17 protein-coding genes are annotated in these 20,195 nt (G+C 51.9%); 8 read left to right on the plus strand and 9 right to left on the minus strand.

Annotated features, from left to right (window positions below):
* Positions 1 to 78: 78 nt before the first annotated feature.
* Positions 79 to 2,193 (minus strand): ATP-binding protein, encoded by a 2,115-nt coding sequence (locus G8768_RS05670; protein ID WP_166850065.1) that lies wholly within the window; start codon positions 2,191 to 2,193, stop codon positions 79 to 81.
* The gene (pdsR, locus tag G8768_RS05675) at positions 2,190 to 2,894 is read right to left on the minus strand and encodes a proteobacterial dedicated sortase system response regulator (RefSeq protein ID WP_166850063.1); all 705 of its coding nucleotides are present in this window, start codon (positions 2,892 to 2,894) and stop codon (positions 2,190 to 2,192) included. The genes G8768_RS05670 and pdsR overlap by 4 nt, the downstream gene beginning before the upstream one ends.
* 164 nt (positions 2,895 to 3,058) lie before the next feature.
* Between pdsR and G8768_RS05680 the strand changes: the two genes are divergently transcribed.
* Entirely contained in the window at positions 3,059 to 5,323 is a 2,265-nt protein-coding gene (locus tag G8768_RS05680; protein ID WP_166850061.1) for a marine proteobacterial sortase target protein, read from the plus strand.
* A 68-nt stretch (positions 5,324 to 5,391) separates the two neighbouring features.
* A complete protein-coding gene (locus tag G8768_RS05685; protein WP_166853364.1) occupies positions 5,392 to 5,967 on the plus strand; it encodes a class GN sortase in 576 nt (191 codons plus the stop codon).
* Here the strand turns inward: G8768_RS05685 and G8768_RS05690 are convergent.
* The 3 genes from G8768_RS05690 to G8768_RS05700 form a co-directional block, all read right to left on the minus strand.
* A complete protein-coding gene (locus G8768_RS05690; RefSeq protein ID WP_166850059.1) occupies positions 5,906 to 6,664 on the minus strand; it encodes a DUF1223 domain-containing protein in 759 nt (252 codons plus the stop codon). The two genes, G8768_RS05685 and G8768_RS05690, sit on opposite strands and share 62 nt — an antisense overlap.
* A gap of 136 nt (positions 6,665 to 6,800) precedes the next feature.
* Positions 6,801 to 7,448: a 2-hydroxychromene-2-carboxylate isomerase gene (locus G8768_RS05695; RefSeq protein WP_166850057.1), complete on the minus strand. Its 648-nt coding sequence runs from the start codon at positions 7,446 to 7,448 to the stop codon at positions 6,801 to 6,803.
* Positions 7,449 to 7,656: 208 nt separating this feature from the next.
* Positions 7,657 to 8,352, minus strand: coding sequence for an OmpA family protein (locus tag G8768_RS05700; protein WP_166850054.1), 696 nt, complete (start codon positions 8,350 to 8,352; stop codon positions 7,657 to 7,659).
* 231 nt (positions 8,353 to 8,583) lie between these two features.
* Here G8768_RS05700 and G8768_RS05705 point away from each other — a divergent pair, with 231 nt between their 5' ends.
* The 5 genes from G8768_RS05705 to G8768_RS05725 all read left to right on the plus strand — a co-directional run bounded on the left by G8768_RS05705 (position 8,584) and on the right by G8768_RS05725 (position 15,756).
* A complete protein-coding gene (locus G8768_RS05705; protein ID WP_243749361.1) occupies positions 8,584 to 10,440 on the plus strand; it encodes a DUF3604 domain-containing protein in 1,857 nt (618 codons plus the stop codon).
* Positions 10,441 to 10,453: 13 nt separating this feature from the next.
* The gene (locus G8768_RS05710; protein ID WP_243749362.1) at positions 10,454 to 12,310 is read left to right on the plus strand and encodes a DUF3604 domain-containing protein; all 1,857 of its coding nucleotides are present in this window, start codon (positions 10,454 to 10,456) and stop codon (positions 12,308 to 12,310) included.
* 70 nt (positions 12,311 to 12,380) lie between these two features.
* Positions 12,381 to 13,265 carry a peptidylprolyl isomerase gene (locus G8768_RS05715; protein WP_166850052.1) on the plus strand — a complete coding sequence of 295 codons (885 nt, stop codon included), beginning with the start codon at positions 12,381 to 12,383 and terminating at the stop codon, positions 13,263 to 13,265.
* Positions 13,266 to 13,268: 3 nt separating this feature from the next.
* Entirely contained in the window at positions 13,269 to 14,249 is a 981-nt protein-coding gene (locus G8768_RS05720; RefSeq protein ID WP_166850050.1) for a HupE/UreJ family protein, read from the plus strand.
* Between the two features lie 55 nt (positions 14,250 to 14,304).
* On the plus strand, positions 14,305 to 15,756 hold the full coding sequence (locus G8768_RS05725; protein ID WP_166850048.1) for a flavin monoamine oxidase family protein: 1,452 nt from the start codon (positions 14,305 to 14,307) through the stop codon (positions 15,754 to 15,756).
* Positions 15,757 to 15,902: 146 nt separating this feature from the next.
* On the opposite strand, the gene G8768_RS05730 is transcribed toward G8768_RS05725, so the two are convergent.
* Together G8768_RS05730 and G8768_RS05735 are read right to left on the minus strand one after the other, a co-directional pair.
* Complete coding sequence (locus tag G8768_RS05730) at positions 15,903 to 16,196, minus strand: YebG family protein (protein WP_166850045.1); 294 nt, start codon at positions 16,194 to 16,196, stop codon at positions 15,903 to 15,905.
* Between the two features lie 87 nt (positions 16,197 to 16,283).
* On the minus strand, positions 16,284 to 16,682 hold the full coding sequence (locus G8768_RS05735; protein ID WP_166850042.1) for a hypothetical protein: 399 nt from the start codon (positions 16,680 to 16,682) through the stop codon (positions 16,284 to 16,286).
* An 85-nt stretch (positions 16,683 to 16,767) separates the two neighbouring features.
* On the opposite strand from G8768_RS05735, the gene G8768_RS05740 reads away from it, so the two are divergent.
* Positions 16,768 to 17,979, plus strand: coding sequence for an iron-containing alcohol dehydrogenase (locus tag G8768_RS05740; RefSeq protein ID WP_166850039.1), 1,212 nt, complete (start codon positions 16,768 to 16,770; stop codon positions 17,977 to 17,979).
* Between the two features lie 141 nt (positions 17,980 to 18,120).
* Here the strand turns inward: G8768_RS05740 and alr are convergent, their stop codons facing one another.
* The gene (gene alr, locus G8768_RS05745; protein ID WP_166850034.1) at positions 18,121 to 19,215 is read right to left on the minus strand and encodes an alanine racemase; all 1,095 of its coding nucleotides are present in this window, start codon (positions 19,213 to 19,215) and stop codon (positions 18,121 to 18,123) included.
* A gap of 30 nt (positions 19,216 to 19,245) precedes the next feature.
* Entirely contained in the window at positions 19,246 to 20,103 is an 858-nt protein-coding gene (locus G8768_RS05750; RefSeq protein ID WP_166850031.1) for a D-amino acid aminotransferase, read from the minus strand.
* Between the last annotated feature and the right edge of the window lie 92 nt (positions 20,104 to 20,195).

Below are 20,195 nucleotides of genomic sequence, written 5' to 3' on the forward strand. Positions count from 1 at the left end.
GGTATTATGCCGTTTTCGATCCCTAAGTCAAGGCCTTTTGGGGTATCTAATGGGCGATTTTGCGGCTTTGGGGCATTCTCAGGGCAAAACCTCTCCAGCGCTTCCTGGGATACCTCGATTCAGCCCCTTGGGCAGCATGATAGTGAAGCGTACACCCCCTAAATCCGCACGGTTTTTGGCGTGTACCTTGGCCTGATGGAATTCGACGATCAGCTGCACGATACGCAGCCCAAGGCCCAAATGAGGGCGCTCACTGTCGGTCTTTTCACGCACTGAGACTAGGGAATCAAATAATTGCTCACTGAGCAGGTCTGGCAAGAGAGGGCCGTCATTTTCGACCTCCAGACGATAGGCGGCAGGGCTGTCGGTCAATGACAGGGTGATACGGCCACCCTGGGGACAAAAGTCCACTGCATTTTCAATCAGTTTGTCCAATGCCTGGGCCAGTAGTTCCGGAGCACCCCAGTAATGGATTTCGGCCTGATCATCCAATTCCAGCTCAACCTGACAGCGATTGGCAAATGTATCGCGGTAGGCCATGGCCAAGTCCCCGAGTAACTGATCCAGGCGAAAAGCTTCTTTTTCAGCACTTTGAATGGCCGCTTCGACCTGGCTGGCGGCGCCCATGGCATTGAGAATGGCCGAGAGGCGTTCGCTGCCCTGCAGGGCGCGACTGTTATAGCTGTTCTGCTCTTCGTTGAGTTCACATTGCTGGAGGTTGTCCAGGGAGGTTTTTACAACGGCCAGAGGGGTGCGAAGCTCATGGGACAGCTTGCTCGACAGGCTCCCAAGATAATCGCTGTAGGCGCGCAGGCGGCGCAGCAGGGTGTGGTGATGTCGGCTGAGATCACCGAGTTCGTCTTTGGCATCACTGGCCGGCAGCAGGTGTTGCTCGGGTTTGGGGCGGCCATATTCGTCCAATGCCTGCTCTGCGGCTTGACTGAGTTTGGTGATTCGCCAACCCAGCCAACTGGCGTAGGCTAACAGGGCTGCGCCCAGCAGGAAGCTGCCCAGGCTGGAATAGAGCAATAGATTCAGTAGTGCAGAATTCATCAGGCTGGCCTGGGTATCGTTGCTCTGCTCAGCAATCACTGTACCCAGAACGGCGCCATCAGGTCCTTGAATGGGTGCGCTGGCGCGTACCTTGAGCTGACCTTCACCCTGATACCAACGGCTGTCGGCTCGTCCAGCCAGGGCATTGCGGGCCTCATCGCCAAAATACCAGCCGTTGCGTTGCCAATCCTGCAGAACTTCAAGCTGCTGGCTCTGTAGCAATCGCTGATAGATCCAGGCTTTGACCGGGTGCAGTTTATTGGGCAGATCCAGATAGCTGACTTTGGCGGGCGGTTGTTGATCGGCCAAGAGTTCTCCCTGGGTTCCGCTGATGCTTAAGCGCAGCCCTTCTTGCCGGAACTTATCAAGGGCCTGATCCAGGCTTTCCAGTTGATGAACGAGCCGGGGGGCTTGCTGATCGCTGGCCCACAGGCCCAGTTGCTCGCCCTGGTCAGAGACCACCGTCAAGTTGAAGCGCCCGGCCAGCAGCTCCATAGGGAGTTGCAACTCGACCTGATAACCTTTGCTGGTTTCTCGCCACCAGCCCTGAATACGGTGTTCAATGCGAAGCTGATCATCGGCACGGTAGCGTGCGATGATCTTTCCGGGAGAGCTGGTGCTGAGTGCATAGAGCTGGGAGGCGCTTTGCAGCAGCAAATGGTCGCCATTTGCCAGACCATTTTTACCGGGGTGGTAATAACTCAACTCGCTTTTATTGACCTCAACAAAGGCAAACAGACGATCATGGGGGCTGCGCAAGCGTTTGCGGTTGGCAAAGGTTTCGGCCTCGGCACGCTGCAGCATCAGGCGCCAGCGGGCGTGAAAGCCGGGTTCTCCCGCACGATAAAACAGTCCTTTGCGCCAGGCTGGCCAGTCACCATCGTAGCCATCGAGAACCAGCTGCCCCTGTTGCAGGGGAGCGAAAAAGCCGGTTTGTTGTTGAGTCGGGTGTTGCGCTGGCCATGCAGACAGGTTTTCTTCATTACTCAAGGCCGTGGCCACGGCTTTGGCTTGGGCGAGCAGAGCCCGGCTCTGTCCATCGCGCAGCAGTTGATCCATCTCCTGTAAGTGTTGATAGCCCGCCCAGGGAATCATCAAGGTGAGCAGGCTGAGCAATAACAGTTGCCGGCTGAGCTTCATTCAGAGGCTTCCTGCCAGCGGTAGCCCATGCCGTATGCCGTAGCAATGCAACGGAACTCGGGATCGATCTGCTGAAACTTTTTGCGAATACGCTTGATGTGAGAAGTGATGGTATTGTCATCAAGCACGACGTTGGCGGCATCCATTAACTGCTGACGATTTTTCACATGACCGGGGTGCTTGGCCAGGGCATGCACAATCCAGAGTTCGGTAACAGTGAGGTCCAGCAACTGTTCCTGCCAGCGGGCGTGCATGCGGTCGAGGTTAATATCCAGCGCCCCCCGTTGCAGGCAATTCTCCTCGGCGTCCTGCTCCGGTTCCTGGAGCGCGTCCATACGGCGGAACAGAGCCACAATGCGGGCCAACATGTGAGCCTGGCTGATATCCTTGGTGAGATAATCGTCGGCGCCCAGGCGCAGTCCGCTGATCATATCCAGTTCGCTGTCGCGAGCGGTGAGAAAGATAATGGGCAGTTGGGGCGCCTGGGCACGCAGTTGTCGGCAAAGATCAAAGCCACCTTCAATCTCTTCACCCAGGCCCACATCAATAATCGCCAGATCGGGCAGGGCTTCGTTAAAGGCCTGCAGGGCACTGGGGCGATCTATATAGTGACTGACTTGAAAGCCCTGACGCTGGAGCGCTTCCTGATAGTTGGCCGCGATAGCAACTTCATCTTCAACAATGACGATATGCCTTGGCATGTTGTGTCCTTCCCTTGATTGAGGGGCATAGTGTATCGCTATGCTGGCGAAAATAAATCCCTGCCACAATTGATCACAATTCAACGCTGGCTTGCCATGGTTGCGGCACTTACCTGCCACAGCGGCTTGATTTAATACTCTGAAACAACTGACAGGGTAGAACTATGATGGCATCAGATTTCTCAGCAGCGCCGCATTTATGTCGCCAGCGCTTTCGCAAGGGCCGAATTCCAAAACATTTGTTACTCGAGCAGCCGGTAAAGAACCGAAGCTGGATGAAATATGTTCTGGCTTTGCTGATGTTGCCTTTGCTGATTCTATTTCTCGCCTTCGCGGACTCGGTGCGGGCGGATGACGATTATCAGTGGCAAAAGCGCCATCATGAACAAGGGGGGGAGCTATTCTTCCTCGACCAATCAGGCCGACGGGCACCGGCGTTGCATATGACCAGTGATTTCAGTGTTGAAATCAATGGCATGGTGGCGGAAATCACCTTGCAACAGCGTTTTAAAAATCAGGGTTCTCAATGGTTGGAGGCGGTTTATGTATTTCCCTTGGACGAACAGGCGGCCATCAGTGCTATGCAAATGCGTGTGGGCGAGCGGTTGATCAAGGGCAAAATTAAAGAGAAACAAGCTGCGCGCAAGGAGTATCAGTTGGCTCGCAAGCGTGGCCAAAAAGCGGCATTGAGCGAACAGCAGCGCGCCAATCTGTTTACCCAGCGTGTTGCGAATATTGCGCCGGGTGAAGAAATCGAAGTTGAATTAACGGTGGTTCAGAGCGTTAATCTGCGTGACCTTCCCCAACAGGGCGGTTTGCAATTCAGTTTGCGAATTCCAACCACCCTTACCCCGCGTTATATGCCCGGACAGGTTCTGTTGCAGCCCAAAGCTCAGACTGAGCTTCAGCTGGATAATCATGGCTGGGCCCAGGCGACGTCTCAGGTGCCTGATGCGGCCGAGATCAGCCCGCCGATGATTGCCTTTGAAGATATTGTGAACCCAATGAGCCTGCACATTAATCTCGATGCCGGCTTGCCCTTGGCAGACGTCGAGAGCCCGAGTCATAAATTGTCGGTACGTAAACTGGATAAGCGCCATCAAATTGATTTGGCCAATGGCGTTGCTTCGATGGATCGCGATTTTATTTTGCAGTGGTCACCCAACCCTTCTTCACAGCCGCGTGCGGCATTATTCCGCCAGAGCAAAGAGCAAAGCGATTACGCCATGGTGATGCTATTGCCGCCGCAAACTTTGTCTTCGGCCATTCCCCGTGAGGTTGTTTTTATTATCGATACGTCCGGTTCCATGGATGGAGAATCGATTGTTCAGGCGAAAGCCGCGCTGAGCACAGCAATACAACAAATGGGTGATGGTAATCGTTTTAATATCATCGAATTTAATTCCAATTACCGCATGTTCTCCAGCAATCCACTGTTTATGAATCCGCTTAATCGCCAGCAGGCGTTGGACTTTGTTGCGGGATTGCATTCGGGTGGTGGCACTGAAATGTTGCCGGCTCTGCGTGAAGCTCTTCAAGGTCGGCCGGTTGAAGGCTTTTTAAAACAAGTGGTATTTATTACCGACGGCAGTGTGGGGAATGAAACTGAACTGTTTCGAGAGATCCATAAGTTGCTTGGTGATAGCCGCCTGTTCACAGTGGGTATTGGCTCGGCGCCGAATGGATTCTTTATGCGCAAAGCGGCGGAGTTTGGTCGTGGCAGTCATCGTTATATTTCCCGTCTTGATCAAGTGGAAGACGAAATGGGGCATCTGTTCAAGCAGTTGGCATCGCCGGTGTTGCGAGATGTTCATATTCAGTGGCCGGAACATTTGCAAGTAAGTGCTTTACCGGAAAATATTTCGGATTTGTACATGGGTGAAGCGGTTCTTGTGCAAGCCAAACTGACAGAGAAAAACGCCAGCGAGGTCATGGACGGCAATGTGGTTATCAAAGGGCAGCTGGCTTCACAGGAATGGCAACAGAGCATCCCGCTGGCTGTATTAGCTGATCGTCAGCACCATGGTTTATCCAATTTGTGGGGGCGCAAAAAGATTGCCCAACTGGAAGATGAGAAAACTCTGGGGCGTGATCCGAAAGCTGTGAAAGCCGATGTGTTGAAAATTGCACTGGCTGAACAATTACTCTCGCCTTATACCAGCTTTATTGCGGTGGAAGAAAAAATCTCACGACCTATGACAGCGGTTTCTGACAGCGCTGCCGTGGCCAATCAATTGCCCAAGGGCAGTGCCAAACCGGCTGCACCCGAGGTGCGACAGCAAACCGCAATGGCTTACCCGAAAACGGCGTTGGGGTGGGAACTCAAGTTGTATCAATCTTTGCTGATGCTGCTGGTTTTGTTACTGGTGTATACGGTTTGCCGTTTTGGAATGCCAAGACATGTTTTGTTTAAGACGGTAGCTCAATAATGTTTAAGAGCCTGATAAAGCGAGCGAATTCGCGTTACGTATTTCTGTTGCTTTTGTTGCTTGCTTGCATGCCGGGATTGCAAGGGCTTTGGATGGTCTCCAAAGCCCAACTGGCGCAATACCTGTTGGAAGATGCCTGGACGGCAAGTTTACAGCGTGGGGTCGACGTTCGCCCCTGGCCCTGGGCAGACAGCTGGCCAGTGGCTCGCCTGCGTTGGGCTGACGAAGATATTGATATGCTCGTGTTGTTTGGTGCCCAAGGTTCGAGTTTGGCCTTCGCGCCGGGCATGGCAGAAGCTGAAAACGGGGCGAAAATGATTTCGGCCCATCGCGATACTCACTTTCAATTTCTCGCAAGGCTGCAAGCTGGTGACACCATCGAATTACAAGAACGTGATGGTGTATGGCAATCCTGGCAGGTAGAAGTCGCTGAGATTCACGACATTAATAAAGATCGCTTATGGTTGGCTGAAGGTGAATTGCTGTTGGTGAGTTGCTATCCCTTTGAACAAATCGAAGCGGGTGGTCCGCTTCGTTATGTTTTGCGTTTACGTCATGTAGAAACACCGGTGGAATCAGCCGTTATAGCCAGTCGCCCATGGCCAGTAGGGGGCTTGGATCGCGTCCTTCGCTCAGCCAAATAACGATGGCCTGCTCCTTCGCATTAAAGGCTTCCACATCGGGCAAATCCAGTTTGGCTTTGCCTTTTGAATTTAACTCAGCTTTCGCGTAATCCAGTACCACAAAATCGTGTTGCAGTGTCTTTCTGCGATTCTCGCCCGCTTTGATTTTATGCTTAAGGCCAAAGCCCAGGATTGCGAGATTGACGGTATAGGATTTTTTCTCCGCCCGTTGTTCAGGCTGGAATGCGATTCGGGCATCGTGTTCGGAGAGATCGGCAGACAACTTTCCAATGGCTTTGTTGTTGCTTTGGGGAATGGGGCGGCGATAGAACCAGCCATTCCATTGTTCGCCATTGGTCATAAACCCTGGTGTGGCAACCGTTCGGCTGTGCCCCAGATGTTTATAGATGCGTTGACGATGGCTGAACTGGCGCTGGGCGAAAGGGTCTTCCCAACCCAGATAATCCCAATAATCCACATGGAAGTTGATGGGAATTAACTTGCGCCACAAATCCGGCGACTGTTTTAGTTTGGTGAACCAGCGTTCGGCGGGCGGACAGCTGCTGCAACCTTGGGAGGTGTAGAGTTCGAGCAGCATGGGATTGGTGGCTTGTGACTCCAGTGTTTTGGCTTGTGCGTTTGGAGCAATCGTTATCAGTGCAAAAGACAAAAGAATCAAAGCGCTGTTGAAAGCCATGTTCAGGCGGTAAGGACTCATGTGAACACCATTAAGTCTTTGGAAATGAATGTATACCGCTACAGTGTGGTTCCAATTGCCCCGCCAAGCCTCACAAATGTATAACAGGCCGATATTATTACTGTCGTGTTCGTAAGACTTGGGTCTTGATTGTGTTCTAGGTGCGCCGTAACCCTAGTTTGTCGAGTTCAAAGCATACTGAGTCGATCCGGTCATGGCCGAAAAATGGCTCACCGTTGATACCAAAGGTGGGGACACCCCAGTGCCCGCAGATTTCCAGATTGGTTTGGTTTAACTCTACTTCCTGCTGATAGCTCTGCGGACTCTCTTCTATGGCGGCATCCATGCTGGCTAAATTGAGCCCGGCTCGTTCGGCGGCTTTTGCCAAATGATCCCCCTGGTCCCAATTTTCTGTACCGCCAAAAATTACACGCGATACTTCGGCGGCGTATTCCAGGCCACGCCCGCGCCGATTGGCTTCTACGCCCAAATGCACCAGGCGATATATATAGGGTTGTTCTTCAGTGGCTTGAAACGTTTCCAGATCCGTGACTATCGGATCGGGCTTGGGCCAGGCATGGGGCAAGCCCATCATCTCTGCACGACGGGGCCAGTCTTTGAGAATATAAATTCCGCGTTTTAAATTATCCGGATCAAAAAAATCCCGCTGGCGTACCGCCAGTGGTAACACCGGACGTAGTTGAATATCCACATCGTAGTTGGTTTTTATTTCAAGTGCAGCAGGCGTGACGAGGTAAGAATAGGGGCTTCTGAAAGAAAAGAACAAATCGATCACCAAGCTCATTGGCTGTGCCTCTTTAGGGGTTGTCGCGAATTATGTACGGCCACGAAAGATACCCGATTAACGCTATAGCAGGGTGGGATTCATTGCAAGTATCGGCGAGGGGAGGGGCAAAGCAAAAAGCCGCGACCAAAAGGCCGCGGTTAAAGCGTACAGCGAGTACAAAGGAAAACTAAAACCTCCGTCCCTGGAGTTTGGTTGAAGCAACAGCTTAGCGGCTGGCGGTTTTTTCAGAACCGTTGTCCACTTTGAATAATTCGATGCTGACGCGACGTTCCTGGGCGTATTGTTTCGGGTCCTGACTGTGGGCGTACTTCGAGCCATGGCTGAAAGCTTCGATGCGATTAGAGTCGACGCCCATTTGTTCCAGCGTCAAACGAACATTCTTGGCACGGTACAGTGACAAGACATTGTTGTATTCATCGGTGCCTCTCGGATCGGCATAGCCATCCAGGCGGACGCTCAGTTGCGGATTGGACTGCAGGAATTCCGCGAGTCTGGCCAAGCGGCGATGTCCGTTGTCGCTCAATTCGTCTGAGCCGGTACGGAACAGCAGTTGGAATTCAAGATTGTGCCAGGCCAATTGTTCAAGCTGTTCCATCTGCATTTGGCTGGTGGCCAGCTGCTGACGTAAATCATATAGCTCGGCTTGGGCTTGGCTGAGTGACATAGCCGTCTCCTCCGCAGTATCTGCTTTTTCAATGGTTTCACCGATAAAGGCACCGCTGATGGCGCCAATCATCATGCCAACTGGGCCGCCAGCTGCTGCACCCGCAAGGGTGGCGCCGACAAAGCTAAGGCCCTGCTTGGTTTCTGTGGCCACTTCGGCCTGGCTGATTGGGCTGGCCAGGGCTGCGCTGATGGCGATACCGGTCGTTATTTTTTTCACTGTGTTTGAAGTATTCATCTTGTCTCCTTAACCGCTCCTGTCTGGGCTGTTGTTTTCTGCGTTGATGAGTATTAAAGCGAAGTAATCTGGCTGGGAAAGGGCGAGAAAGAGGCAGTTTGAGATCAAAAATGGCCAATTGTGGCAGTGCGGCCAAGTCGGCTTTCTGTGAGGTGCAACTTATGTGTCAGGTGCTCCGAAGGGCGAGAGAGTAAGCTCTTGTTTTGACAAGAATAATACAGGGCTGCCCCCATGACTGATGTATCCCGAAATACCCTGCTCGATCCTCGTAAGGCACTGAATGTGATGCTACGCCCGCTATGCCTGGCTATAAGCTTGGGGGCAGCCATGCCCATAGTCGCGGAAGACAAGCAGCTGTATTGGGGGGATACCCATCTGCACAGCAGCTATTCCTTTGATGCTTACCTGTTCCGAAACCATACCGCTGATCCGGACACGGCCTATCGCTATGCCAAGGGGTACCCGGTGATTCACCCGATGCATCGCGGTCGCGTGCAAATTGAAACACCATTGGATTTCCTGGTGGTGTCTGACCATGCTGAAATGATGGGGGTGGTTCGTGGTCTTGGGCGTGGCGATAAAGTGCTGGCAGATATTCCCATCGCGCAAAAATACATGGGGTGGATGAAAGAAGGACGCGCACGTGATGTGTTTTCAGAATTGGTCGCCGGTGCAAACAGCGGCGAGCGTCCAGAAGGCATCGCGGCGCTAAGTGCGAACAAGGTACGCAAAACCATGTGGGGCGAAATTGTCGATGCCACCGAACGTCACAATGAACCGGGTAAGTTTACCACCTTGGTTGGTTGGGAATGGTCGGCAATGAACAAGGGTGCGAATTTGCATCGTATTGTTTTGACCTCGGCGGGTGCGGACAAAGCTAAACAATTTATTCCCTACAGTTCCCTGGAAAGCTGGAAGGCAGAAGATCTTTGGGATTGGATGGCGCAAACCTCAAAGGATTTGTCCATTGATATGATTTCCATCCCCCACAATCCGAATATTTCAAAGGGTGAAATGTTCAATAATGTGGATTCCGATGGTCGTCCGTTGAATGCGGAATATGCTCGCACGCGTATGCGTTTTGAGCCGGTTGTTGAGATGACCCAGATTAAAGGGGATTCTGAAACCCATCCGATGTTATCGCCGAACGATGAGTTTGCAGACTATGAAACCTATCGCTTTTTGATCGATACGCGTCCCGACGCAGACAGGATCGCCGCAGTCAATGCAGGTTCCTATACGCGATCGGCCTTGCAGCGAGGTCTTGAGCTTGAGCAGAAGTTGGGAGTGAACCCTTATAAGTTTGGTGTTATTGGTTCTACTGATGCCCACACTGGATTGGCCTCAGCGGAGGAAAATAATTTCCACGGCAAGATGGCTTTGGACGGTACACCGAGCGGGAAAAATGCCATGCGTGTCGGTGAAAAAGGTGCCTCAGGCTGGGATATGAGTGCCCAGGGTTTGGCGGCCGTATGGGCGCCGGAAAATACCCGCGAGGCGATTATGGCTGCTTTTCAACGACGTGAGGTTTATGCCACCACTGGACCGCGCATCAAGCTGCAGCTGTTTGCGGGTTGGAACTTTCGTTCCGGCGATGCACAAGCCAAAAAGTTTGCCGAGATCGGTCAGCGAAAAGGGGTTCCAATGGGGGGCGATCTCGCCCAGGCCCCAGCGAAAAAAGCCCCAGGCTTTATCGTTCGTGCCGTAAAAGACCCCCGAAGTGCGAACCTTGATCGCATTCAGATGGTGAAGTCTTATTTGGACACTGACGGCAAAGCCCAGGAAAAAATTTATAACATCGCGGTATCCGATGGCCGTTCATTGGAAAACCCTGAGGCTCTGGCATCCACGGTGGATATCGACAAAGCAACATACCGCAATGACGTCGGCGCCAAAGAATTGGTCGCATTTTGGAAAGACCCGGATTTCAATTCTGACCAGCGCGCGGTCTATTACGTGCGGGTTCTTGAGATCTCTACGCCGCGCCACACCACCTTCGACAAGGTTGCATTGGGGCAGCAGGTCGATTCAGAAAAAGCCAGTATTCAAGAGCGAGCGTACAGCTCTCCGGTTTGGTATACCCCTTAAGAGATAAGTGATAATGAAAATAATGAAGACAAAAAACACCAGAGTGGGCAAGCGGCATGGTCTGGCTATCACGCTAACAGCACTGTGCTCCTACGGGCTCAGCGCCCACAGCTCGGCAGAAGAAGGTACGCAGTTGTTATGGGGAGACACGCATTTGCATACGTCCTTTTCTCCCGATGCCTATTTCCTTGGAAATCGCAGCGTCGATCCCCATGGGGCTTATCGTTACGCTCAGGGTTTGCCGATTGTGAATGCAGCAACGGGCGCTCGGGTGCGCATCGATCGTCCTCTGGATTTTTTATTGATTGCGGATCACGCTGAAATGATGGGGGTGCCCTATCGTTTGTTTCGCGGCGATCCGGAATTGGCTGGCACGAAAACCGGCCAGCGGTTTATCAAAATGGTGAAAGAAGGTCGCGGTGCTGATGTATTCGCCGAGTTTCTTGGAAATATTAACGCCAAGCGAGCCACCCCGGAATTTAACAGTGACCGTATTCGCCGTTCTATTTGGCAGGAAACCACAAGCCTGGCCGATCAATATTACCAACCGGGAAAATTCACCACTTTGGTTGGCTGGGAGTGGACCTCAACCCCGGGCGGTCGCAATTTGCATCGCGTGGTGATGAGTTCATCTTCCGGTAAGCAGGCCAGTGAGTTTATACCCTTCAGTGCGCTTGATGATGAAACTCCAGAAGGTCTGTGGCAATGGCTTGGCAAAACCAGTGAGCAATATCAAACCGATTTTATTTCCATTCCCCATAATTCCAATATCAGTGGCGGTTTGATGTTCGATGTGGTCGACAGTGATGGCCGACCATTGACGGCAGATTATGCGCGCAGTCGCATGCGCTGGGAGCCTGTGGTTGAAGCGACACAAATCAAGGGCGACTCGGAAACACACCCTCTCTTGTCTCCCTCGGATGAGTTTGCTGATTTTGAAACTTATCGACATTTATTGAGTGTTAGCGCAGAAGGCCTGGCACCGGTGAATGCCGGAGACTATATCCGCTCAGCGTTGTTACGCGGTTTAAGCTTCGAGCAATCTCTGGGAGTAAACCCCTATAAATTTGCACTGATCGGTTCCAGCGATGCGCACACTGGGCAGGGTGCTGCAGAGGAGCATAATTTTGCCGGGAAGGTCAGCATCTACGGCAAACCGGAAAGTTATGACCGCCCGGTGAGCAGCACCAATACGACGACCGTTAGCGGTTGGGACTTTTCTGCGTCCGGGCTTGCAGCGGTTTGGGCGAAGGACAATACCCGCGAGGAAATTTTTGCGGCTTTTAAACGCAAGGAAGTCTACGCTACCACCGGTACGCGGATTGCTCTGCGCGTTTTTGCGGGATGGGATTTTAGAAATCGTGATCGCAAAAGTAAGGACATTGCCGCGCTGGGCTATCGCAAAGGCATTCCCATGGGTGGTGATCTTAGTGCTGCCCCTGTGGGCAAATCACCTGCATTGCTGATTCAGGCGGTGCGCGATCCGGAAGGCGCAAAGCTGGACCGCTTGCAGGTGGTGAAAGGGTACATTGACGATAATGGAAAACCACAGGAAGAAATTTACAATGTGGCGGTGTCTTCGGAGCGTAAAATTGATCCGCAAGGACAAACTACGGCCGTCACCAATACGGTTGATACCCGCACGGCCAGCTATCAAAATAACGTCGGTGCTGATGAGTTTCTTGTGCTGTGGGAAGACCCGGATTTTAAACCGCAGCAACGAGCATTCTATTATGTCCGGGTTTTAGAAATTCCAACACCCAGACATACTTTGATGGATGCCGTCGCCATGGCAAAGCCTCACCCGGCGAGTCCCGCCAGCGTTATTCAGGAAAGAGCATATAGTTCACCTATTTGGTACACTCCCTGATCTCATTTATTGTCAAATAAATCCGCGAGGGCAATCGCACTCGCGGAACTCATAAGAAGACCTGTTGACTATGCGTTTATTCAAAGAACCGCTGTTGTATTTTCTATTGGCCGGTTTTGGCTTGTTTGTCCTGTATTACAGTATTAATCCCGAAGAGGATGATCAAACCATCGTGGTGGATGAAAATAGTCTCCTCACGTTTATTCAATATCGCAGTAAGGCCTTTTCTCCAGAGCTTGCTAAAAAACGTTGGGATGCGATGAGTGAACTTGAGCGTAAACAGTTATTGCGCGATTACTATGAAGAAGAGTTGCTGTTTCGTGAAGCTGATGGTCTGGGTTTAATGGAAGACGATTACATCATCAAGCGCCGTCTGGTACAGAAAATGGATTTCATCCTTCAGTCTTCCAGCGCAGAACCGGCCAAGCCAAAGGCGGAGGATTTGCGAACGTTTATGGATGCCAATGCCGAAGACTATAAGGTACAACCCTTCGCCAGTTTTACTCATGTCTTTCTGCCCGCTTCGGACAGCAGTCAGGCGGCTGCCGAGAAGGTGTTACAGGAACTGAATACCAAATCGGTGCCATTCTCCGATGCCGGTCGTTACGGTGAGCGCTTTTTGTATCATCGCAACTATGTTGAACGCACACGCGATTATGTCGCCGCGCACTTTGGGGAGCCTTTTGCCGAAACTTTGTTTAACTGGCCTGAAAGTGAGTTGGATGGGCAAGCCTGGATAGGCCCCATTGCTTCCGATCACGGTCAACATCTGCTTCTGGTTAAGCAGCGCAAAGCCGCATACCAACCAACGCTTGAAGAGGTTCTTGGGCGTGTTGAGCAGGATTATCTGCGCAAGCAGCAGGAAGAACAAAAGCAGGCGGCAGTAAAAGCGCTGAGTTCAAAATACCCACCGAAAGGTGATGCGACGTTGATTGATATGCTGCAAGGGGAATAAGTGATGCCTTGGCAAATCAAGCGTATTCAATATCTATTGTTGTTCTGTGTGCTGAGTTTCAGTGCCTTGCTTCAAGCCCATGAGAGCCGCCCTTTCTATATTGATATTCGCGAAACCAAAGCGGGAGAGTTCAGCTTGCTTGCTCGTGTGCCTGAATCGGTGCCGGCGTTTAATCGCCCTAAAATCGAGTTGCCGGATTTCTGCCAGTATCAGCAGCCGGGGCAGGCCAGTAGCCGAATGTTCAGCTGCAGCCAGGGTATCGAAGGTGCGGAATTGGCGATTGTTTATCCATTGGTGAACCCGTCGATTTCTACCTTGATTCGCCTGCAACGCGCCAATGGACAGATTCATAATGCGCGTCTCGGGCCAAAGCAAAGCCACTGGCAGGTCCCTGCACTTGAAGAACGTTGGGTGCTCGCCAAAGATTACACGATACTGGGCATCGAGCATATTTTAATCGGGTTGGACCACCTTCTGTTTCTGGCATGTCTGGTGTTTATTGCTGGCGGCTGGCGCCGTATTTTGATTACGGTGACGGGGTTTACCATTGCACATTCCATCACTCTGGCCGCTGCTGCGCTGGGAGTTATTCGCCTGCCAGTACCGGCCATTGAGGCGGTGATTGCGCTGAGCATTATTTTCCTGGCCAGAGAGTTGGTGCTGAATCGCAGGGATACCTTGACCTGGCGTCATCCCGTATTTGTAGCCAGCAGCTTCGGCCTGTTGCATGGCTTTGGCTTCGCTGCGGTGCTGGCTGATATCGGTCTGCCGCAAACCGAGTTGCCAGTTGCGCTTTTGTTTTTTAATATCGGCGTCGAACTCGGCCAGCTGTTCTTTGTCTGTATAGCGGCATTACTGTTTGCAGTGCTGCGGCGACTGTTTAACGATATGGCCAACTTACACCAGCAAGGGCAATTCTTTAGCGCTTGCGCCGTTGGTGTCTTAGCCAGTTTCTGGTTTTTTGAACGAATCGCAGGCTTCTAACCGATTGGGTTGGGGCTGCGCTCCCAACCCAATAATTAGAATAGAGGTGTCTGCAATGTTGTTATGGCCCAGGGCAAAGTGTTTACTGTTGGCCGCTTTCTCATTGTTGTCTGCCGTTTCCTGGGCACAAAATCTGCCCGCAGAAAATCCTGATAAGCGTGATATAGCGATGCAATACGATGCTGATGTCATTGTTGTCGGGGCTGGCTTTGCCGGGCTGGCTGCGGCCGATGAATTGAAAAACCAGGGACTGTCTGTGCTGCTGCTGGAGGCGCGTGACCGGATCGGGGGGCGAGCCCATACCGTTTATGATGGCGAACAAGCGATCGAAATGGGGGCTAACTGGTTGCACGGCCAGGATAACAATCCGCTCGTCCGCCTCGCGGAAGAACAGGGGATCGGGTTGAGTCCCGTTACCCAGTGGAGCGGGGCTGTTGTCTACGATGAATTTGGCGAACAAATCGAAGATGCCCAGTCTCAGTTACAACGCTGGGACACGGTAGTGGAAGACTACGTTGAACAGTATCTGGAGAGAGAGCCAAACGCCAGCATTCAAATGCTGATGGATGATGCCCAGAAATCCGGGGACCTGGGATTCGTCAGCGATGAGCTGCACAGCAGCTTTATCAATTTTGTATTCGAGCAGGATTGGTCGGCCGATGCGGCGGACCTGTCGGTTCAGGCTGCCGAAGATGGCAAGGACTATCTTGGTGGTGACCCAATGCCCCTGAGGGGCTTTCGGCCCATGCTGCAACAACTGAGTAAGAATATCCGGGTGCGCTTGGGGCATCAGGTTGTCGCCTTGGAACAATCAGCGAATGCTGTCGACGTCATTGTTAATCACCAAGGACAGGAACAGACGCTTCGTACGAAACGTGCATTGCTGACCGTGCCTGTTTCGATATTGCAGGCGGGTAACATTCGTTTTAATCCTCAACTCTCGGCACGTAAGCGGGAAGCCATCAATGTGATTGGCATTGGGCAACTCAACAAAGTCTGGCTGAAATTTCCCGAAGTATTTTGGGATGACAACCACGCCATATTAAGAGTGAGCCCTGAAAAAGGACGCTTTAGCCTCTGGGTGAATATTCACGCTATTTCCGGTGAGCCATATTTGTTGGCGTTGAGTACAGCGGCAAACCTTGAGGCGGGCAGTGATGCCGAAATCGTGGAAGAAGCTATGTTAGGACTGCGTGGAATTTATGGCGATGACATTCCAGAGCCCAGCAAAAACTATATCAGCCGCTGGCACAACGATCCATTTTCGATGGGGGCTTATAGCTATTTACGGCAAGGCGGGCGCCCGGAACATCGCGATATTCTTGCAGAGCCTGAGGGGCGAATTCATTTTGCCGGTGAAGCCAGCCACAGAGACTTTCCGTCCACGGTGCATGGCGCTTATTTATCAGGTTTGCGTGAAGCGGCAAAAATAACTGTCGAGCTGAAGCCTTTTTCAGAATCTAAAACTCCGGCAGAACAAGAAGCCAAAAAAGAGAATCAAGAGTAGAGATTTGAAAATAGGAAAATAAAAAACGTACCCATCAATTGGGGGGAGATGGGTACAAAAAACAGCGTCGCGCTAAAGCATCAGTTTAAGAACCTGAACAGCCAAGAGATGGCCAAAGGGGAAGTCAGGCTCTCTACCGCTAACGATTAAGCTTGCGCTGTTAGAGGTGTTACATTGTCAGCGTTATCGGAACCTTCCTCAGGCCCTTCAAGCAGCACAGATGGCTTACCTTTACAGGCCTTGGCCAGAGCTTCGCGTCGTTCGGCCAGTAGCAGGCCAATTGCTTCACTGGCGCTTTCGTCCAGGCCGTCGATATGAGTTTCCAGCAGCGAGGTGATGTTCGCCGCCAGCTCCAGCATCTTGTCGTGTTCTTCCGCATCTTTCTTGTTTTCAAACATTTTTCCGTCTCGGTCGCACTTCCAAACAGCTACCACAGCCATGAGCCAATCTCCTGTATGAATATACTGTTTAAATATACAGTATATTTGGCTGGGTGCAAGTGTTGATCGGAAAAACGTGAGGTAGGGCTAGCCTCGGTCTTTTTGATTCACCAGTGGGTTGCCGTAGAAGCCCAGAGCCAGAACCCCGGCTGCTAATGCAAAATGCAGGATATCTGTAGGGCTGGCAATGCTCGGGGCCTCCAAGCCATTGCTAAGCGCGTCGAGCTGTTGAAAGTAATTATTCAGAAAGCCATAGAGCAGCAGAAAAATATTCAGGCTGCACTCTCCAAGGGCAAACAGTGAGCGGGCCGTGGGGCGTTTTATAAGAAAGCTGGGCAGCAGGAAACAGACGCCCAAATAAACGTAGTGCCAGCCCGGATTGGCACCCGGAATTGTAACCCGAATGTCCAGGCCAGTAAGGCCATATAGCAGTATAAATACCGGGCTTAGCCAGTAATATAATTTGATGAGCGCCGCTGAATTCATGGCGTGATTCTACCATGGTGTTGCTTGCGCGCAGCCCCTGCTTTTGTCACGATGGATACAAATAATGATGACAAAAGAGTTTTGTATGCTTGATAGCGATTCCGGTGGGCTGAAAAATCCCGCGCCAACTGCTCGAATTTCATTGCCTCGTTTAATTGAGTTGGGCGGTAATAGCCTGAGCAAATTGCCGGAAGTATTAAGCAGCGTGAATTGCCAGCGTCCATTTTTAATCTGTGACGCCTTGATGGCGGAAATCGGGGTGCAAGCCAAAGTGCAGGACGCGTGTGCGAGTGCAGGAATACCGCTGACACAATTGGATATTTTCAGTGAGGTCATGCCTGAGCCCACTGAAGATTCTTTGCTGCTCGCGATCTCGGCAATGGCGGCTGGTGAATACGATGGTGTCATTGCCCTGGGTGGCGGCAGTGCCATCGACAGCGCCAAGGCTATTGCGTTTCTTGCGGCCAAGGGTGGTCGCATGAGCGATTACAAAGTTCCCACTATCTGTGATCAAGCAGGTTTGCCATTGGTTGCGATTCCGACAACGGCGGGCACTGGTTCTGAGGCTACGCAATTTACCATTATCACCGACGCCCAAAGCGATGAAAAAATGTTGTGCAAAGGACTGGCCTTTTTGCCCCAGGCGGCGATTGTGGATTACACCTTGAGCATGACTGTACCGCCTCGTGTAACGGCGGACACGGGCATTGATGCATTAACGCATGCGATTGAGGCCTACGTTTCTCGACGTGCAAATGCATTTAGTGATCAACAGGCTCTGGCGGCGATGGCGCTAATCGCTCCGAATTTACGAAAGGTATTTCACCATGGCGATGATGAATACGCTCGTGAACAGATGATGTTGGGTTCGCATTTGGCCGGGGTTGCGTTTTCCAATGCGTCAGTGGCGCTTGTGCACGGCATGAGTCGCCCTATCGGTGCACATTTCCACGTTCCCCATGGCTTGAGTAATGCCATGTTATTGCCTGCTGTAACACGCTATTCCATTCCGGCGGCCGTTGAGCGTTACGCAGATTGCGCTCGCGCCATGAAGATTGTTTCTGCTAATGAAAAAAACGATCAAGAAGCCTGTGCGGTTCTGCTCGATTATCTGGAGGATCTGAATAAAGATTTACAGGTGCCCAGCCCCGAAGATTTTGGTATCAATCGCGATAGCTTTATGCAAAAGCGCAAAATCATGGCCGAGCAGGCGCTGGCTTCGGGTTCTCCGGGAAATAATCCACGGGTACCGAGCTTGGAAGAGATGCAAGCGATTTATACAGAACTGTGGAATTAGCATTGTCTGCCAACGAGCGGTTCGTCCTTTTAGGGGTATTAGGAGTAGGAAGCGATCAACGTTTTTCGCAACAATATCTTTAAAAACCCGAGCCTGTAGATAAAAACGTAAGGCAAGCGCCTCAGGAATCAGAGCAAGGGTTTACGACGAATAAACCCTTGTTGGTCTGGCGGGCATGCGCGTCAGCAATTCATAGCCAATGGTATTGGCGTATTCTGCTACACGATTGACGCACAGTGCTTTGCCCCACATTTCTGCGCGGCTTCCCAACTGAACATCGGGAATATCCGTTACGTCGACGGTGATCATATCCATGGACACTCGGCCAACCAAAGGCGCTTCCTGTCCGTCAATGAGAACGGGGGTGCCGTTCGGGGCATGACGCGGATATCCGTCACCGTAACCGCAAGCAATGGTGGCGATAATGCTGTCACGCTCGGCTTGCCATTTGCCACCGTAGCCCACACGTTCGCCAGCCTGGATAGGGCGCAGGGAAATAACTTCGCTGAGCAAACTCATTACCGGTTTCAGTTTTGCCGCATTGTCGTTATCGATTGTAAATGGTGAGGCACCATAGAGCATAAAGCCCGGACGTAACCACTGTCGGTGAGCGTTTGGGTTGGCGAGAATGGTGGCGGAATTGGCCAGGCTCTGGGCCAGGCCTTGAGCCTGTTCGCATTCGTCAATCAGTTCATCAAAGCAGCGCAGCTGTTCGGCATTGCTTGGATTGTCGAGCTCATCGGCGCTGGCAAAGTGGCTGGCCATAATGATGTCAGCTTGCACATTGTTACTGGCTTTTAAGATCGCCAATGCGCCGTCTACCTGCTCAGGGAGTAAGCCCAGGCGATGCATGCCGGTATCGACTTTAAGCCAGCAATGCAGGGGGTGTTCGACCTCGGCCTGAATAATGGCTTCAATTTGTTCCAGGTTTTCAACCATTAAGAAGAAATTTTCCCGGCTGGCGATATTCACTTCATCAGCACTGAAAATACCTTCCAACAGTAGAATCGGTTTTATGATTCCCGCCGCGCGAAGTTCCTGAGCCTCTTCAATGCAGGCGACGCCCAAAACCGGCGCCAGCGGTTCCAGCGCTTTCGCAGCTTCAATTGCACCGTGACCATAGGCATTGGCTTTAACAACGGCAACAGCTTGTGCGGCGGGTGCCAGCTCGCAGGCCAGGCGATAATTATCGCGCAAGGCTTGCAAATCAATTTGGGCGTGGCAAGGGCGGCTCATAATGAACTCTCGCAGCGTGACATCAACAACTTAATAGTCGAACTTATGGGCAGAGTAGAGCGCCTGAGCAGCTTCCCAGACTGGACCGACTTTGCCATCACCGACCGCGCGATCATCGACTTCGACTACCGCGGCCACTTCTTTGCTGGAACTGCTGATCCAGACTTCATCGGCATTGGCAACCTCGTCCATAGTCACGACGCGTTCTTCCACTTTGATGTCGCTGTGCTTGCGCAGAATGTCCAGTAACATCAAGCGGGTAATGCCGGGGAGAATTTGATTGTCCAATGGCGGTGTGGCGATCACTCCGTCTTTCACGACATAAGCATTACAGGCGCTGGCTTCAGTGAGTTCACCTCTGGCGTTGTACAACAGGGTTTCATTTTGACCGCTGCTGAACCCGTGTTGGAAATGCATCACATTGCCAAGCAGAGCGGTCGATTTAATGTGACAGCGTTGCCAGCGTAAATCTTCTGTAGTCGCGACTTTGTAGCCCGTTGCCTTGTTGCGGTCAGCGACTGGTGGTGGTGCAATCTCGAAGGCAAAACCGAATACCGTAGGCTCTACATCTTCAGGGTAGGCGTGGAAGCGTTTTACATCGGCACCTCGGCTGACGTGCAGGTAGATGCCCAGATTGCCGGAGCCATTCTTCGCCATCAAGCCTTCACATATTTCACGCCATTTCTCGTGGGTCAGCTCATGTTTGATGTCGATAAAACCCATGCCCTGATGCATACGATCAATGTGTGGGCCAAAGCCAACCAGCTTACCATCATAAGAAGGAATCACTTCGTAGATACCGTCGCCAAACAGAAAGCCACGATCCATGGGTGAAATACGGGCCTCTTCCAGGGGCAGAAATTCTCCGTTCAAATAGGCTATGGTCATAGTGTCCTCGATAGATAATAAGCAAGCAGATGGAACCCGGCTGTCAGCAGCTAGCGTGCGGGGGTAAAACCGAGCAGGGGCTAGGGCTTATT

The sequence above is a fragment of the Pseudoteredinibacter isoporae genome, from assembly GCF_011602085.1.
Lineage (GTDB): Bacteria > Pseudomonadota > Gammaproteobacteria > Pseudomonadales > Cellvibrionaceae > Pseudoteredinibacter > Pseudoteredinibacter isoporae.

What these genes read in the sequence shown, in the direction of transcription:
- G8768_RS05670 (WP_166850065.1), bottom strand. Translation starts at nt 2,193, where the DNA reads ATGAAGCTCAGCCGGCAACTGTTATTGCTCAGCCTGCTCACCTTGATG.
- pdsR (WP_166850063.1), bottom strand. Translation starts at nt 2,894, where the DNA reads ATGCCAAGGCATATCGTCATTGTTGAAGATGAAGTTGCTATCGCGGCC.
- G8768_RS05680 (WP_166850061.1), top strand. Translation starts at nt 3,059, where the DNA reads ATGATGGCATCAGATTTCTCAGCAGCGCCGCATTTATGTCGCCAGCGC.
- G8768_RS05685 (WP_166853364.1), top strand. Translation starts at nt 5,392, where the DNA reads ATGCCGGGATTGCAAGGGCTTTGGATGGTCTCCAAAGCCCAACTGGCG.
- G8768_RS05690 (WP_166850059.1), bottom strand. Translation starts at nt 6,664, where the DNA reads ATGAGTCCTTACCGCCTGAACATGGCTTTCAACAGCGCTTTGATTCTT.
- G8768_RS05695 (WP_166850057.1), bottom strand. Translation starts at nt 7,448, where the DNA reads ATGAGCTTGGTGATCGATTTGTTCTTTTCTTTCAGAAGCCCCTATTCT.
- G8768_RS05700 (WP_166850054.1), bottom strand. Translation starts at nt 8,352, where the DNA reads ATGAATACTTCAAACACAGTGAAAAAAATAACGACCGGTATCGCCATC.
- G8768_RS05705 (WP_243749361.1), top strand. Translation starts at nt 8,584, where the DNA reads ATGACTGATGTATCCCGAAATACCCTGCTCGATCCTCGTAAGGCACTG.
- G8768_RS05710 (WP_243749362.1), top strand. Translation starts at nt 10,454, where the DNA reads ATGAAAATAATGAAGACAAAAAACACCAGAGTGGGCAAGCGGCATGGT.
- G8768_RS05715 (WP_166850052.1), top strand. Translation starts at nt 12,381, where the DNA reads ATGCGTTTATTCAAAGAACCGCTGTTGTATTTTCTATTGGCCGGTTTT.
- G8768_RS05720 (WP_166850050.1), top strand. Translation starts at nt 13,269, where the DNA reads ATGCCTTGGCAAATCAAGCGTATTCAATATCTATTGTTGTTCTGTGTG.
- G8768_RS05725 (WP_166850048.1), top strand. Translation starts at nt 14,305, where the DNA reads ATGTTGTTATGGCCCAGGGCAAAGTGTTTACTGTTGGCCGCTTTCTCA.
- G8768_RS05730 (WP_166850045.1), bottom strand. Translation starts at nt 16,196, where the DNA reads ATGGCTGTGGTAGCTGTTTGGAAGTGCGACCGAGACGGAAAAATGTTT.
- G8768_RS05735 (WP_166850042.1), bottom strand. Translation starts at nt 16,682, where the DNA reads ATGAATTCAGCGGCGCTCATCAAATTATATTACTGGCTAAGCCCGGTA.
- G8768_RS05740 (WP_166850039.1), top strand. Translation starts at nt 16,768, where the DNA reads ATGCTTGATAGCGATTCCGGTGGGCTGAAAAATCCCGCGCCAACTGCT.
- alr (WP_166850034.1), bottom strand. Translation starts at nt 19,215, where the DNA reads ATGAGCCGCCCTTGCCACGCCCAAATTGATTTGCAAGCCTTGCGCGAT.
- G8768_RS05750 (WP_166850031.1), bottom strand. Translation starts at nt 20,103, where the DNA reads ATGACCATAGCCTATTTGAACGGAGAATTTCTGCCCCTGGAAGAGGCC.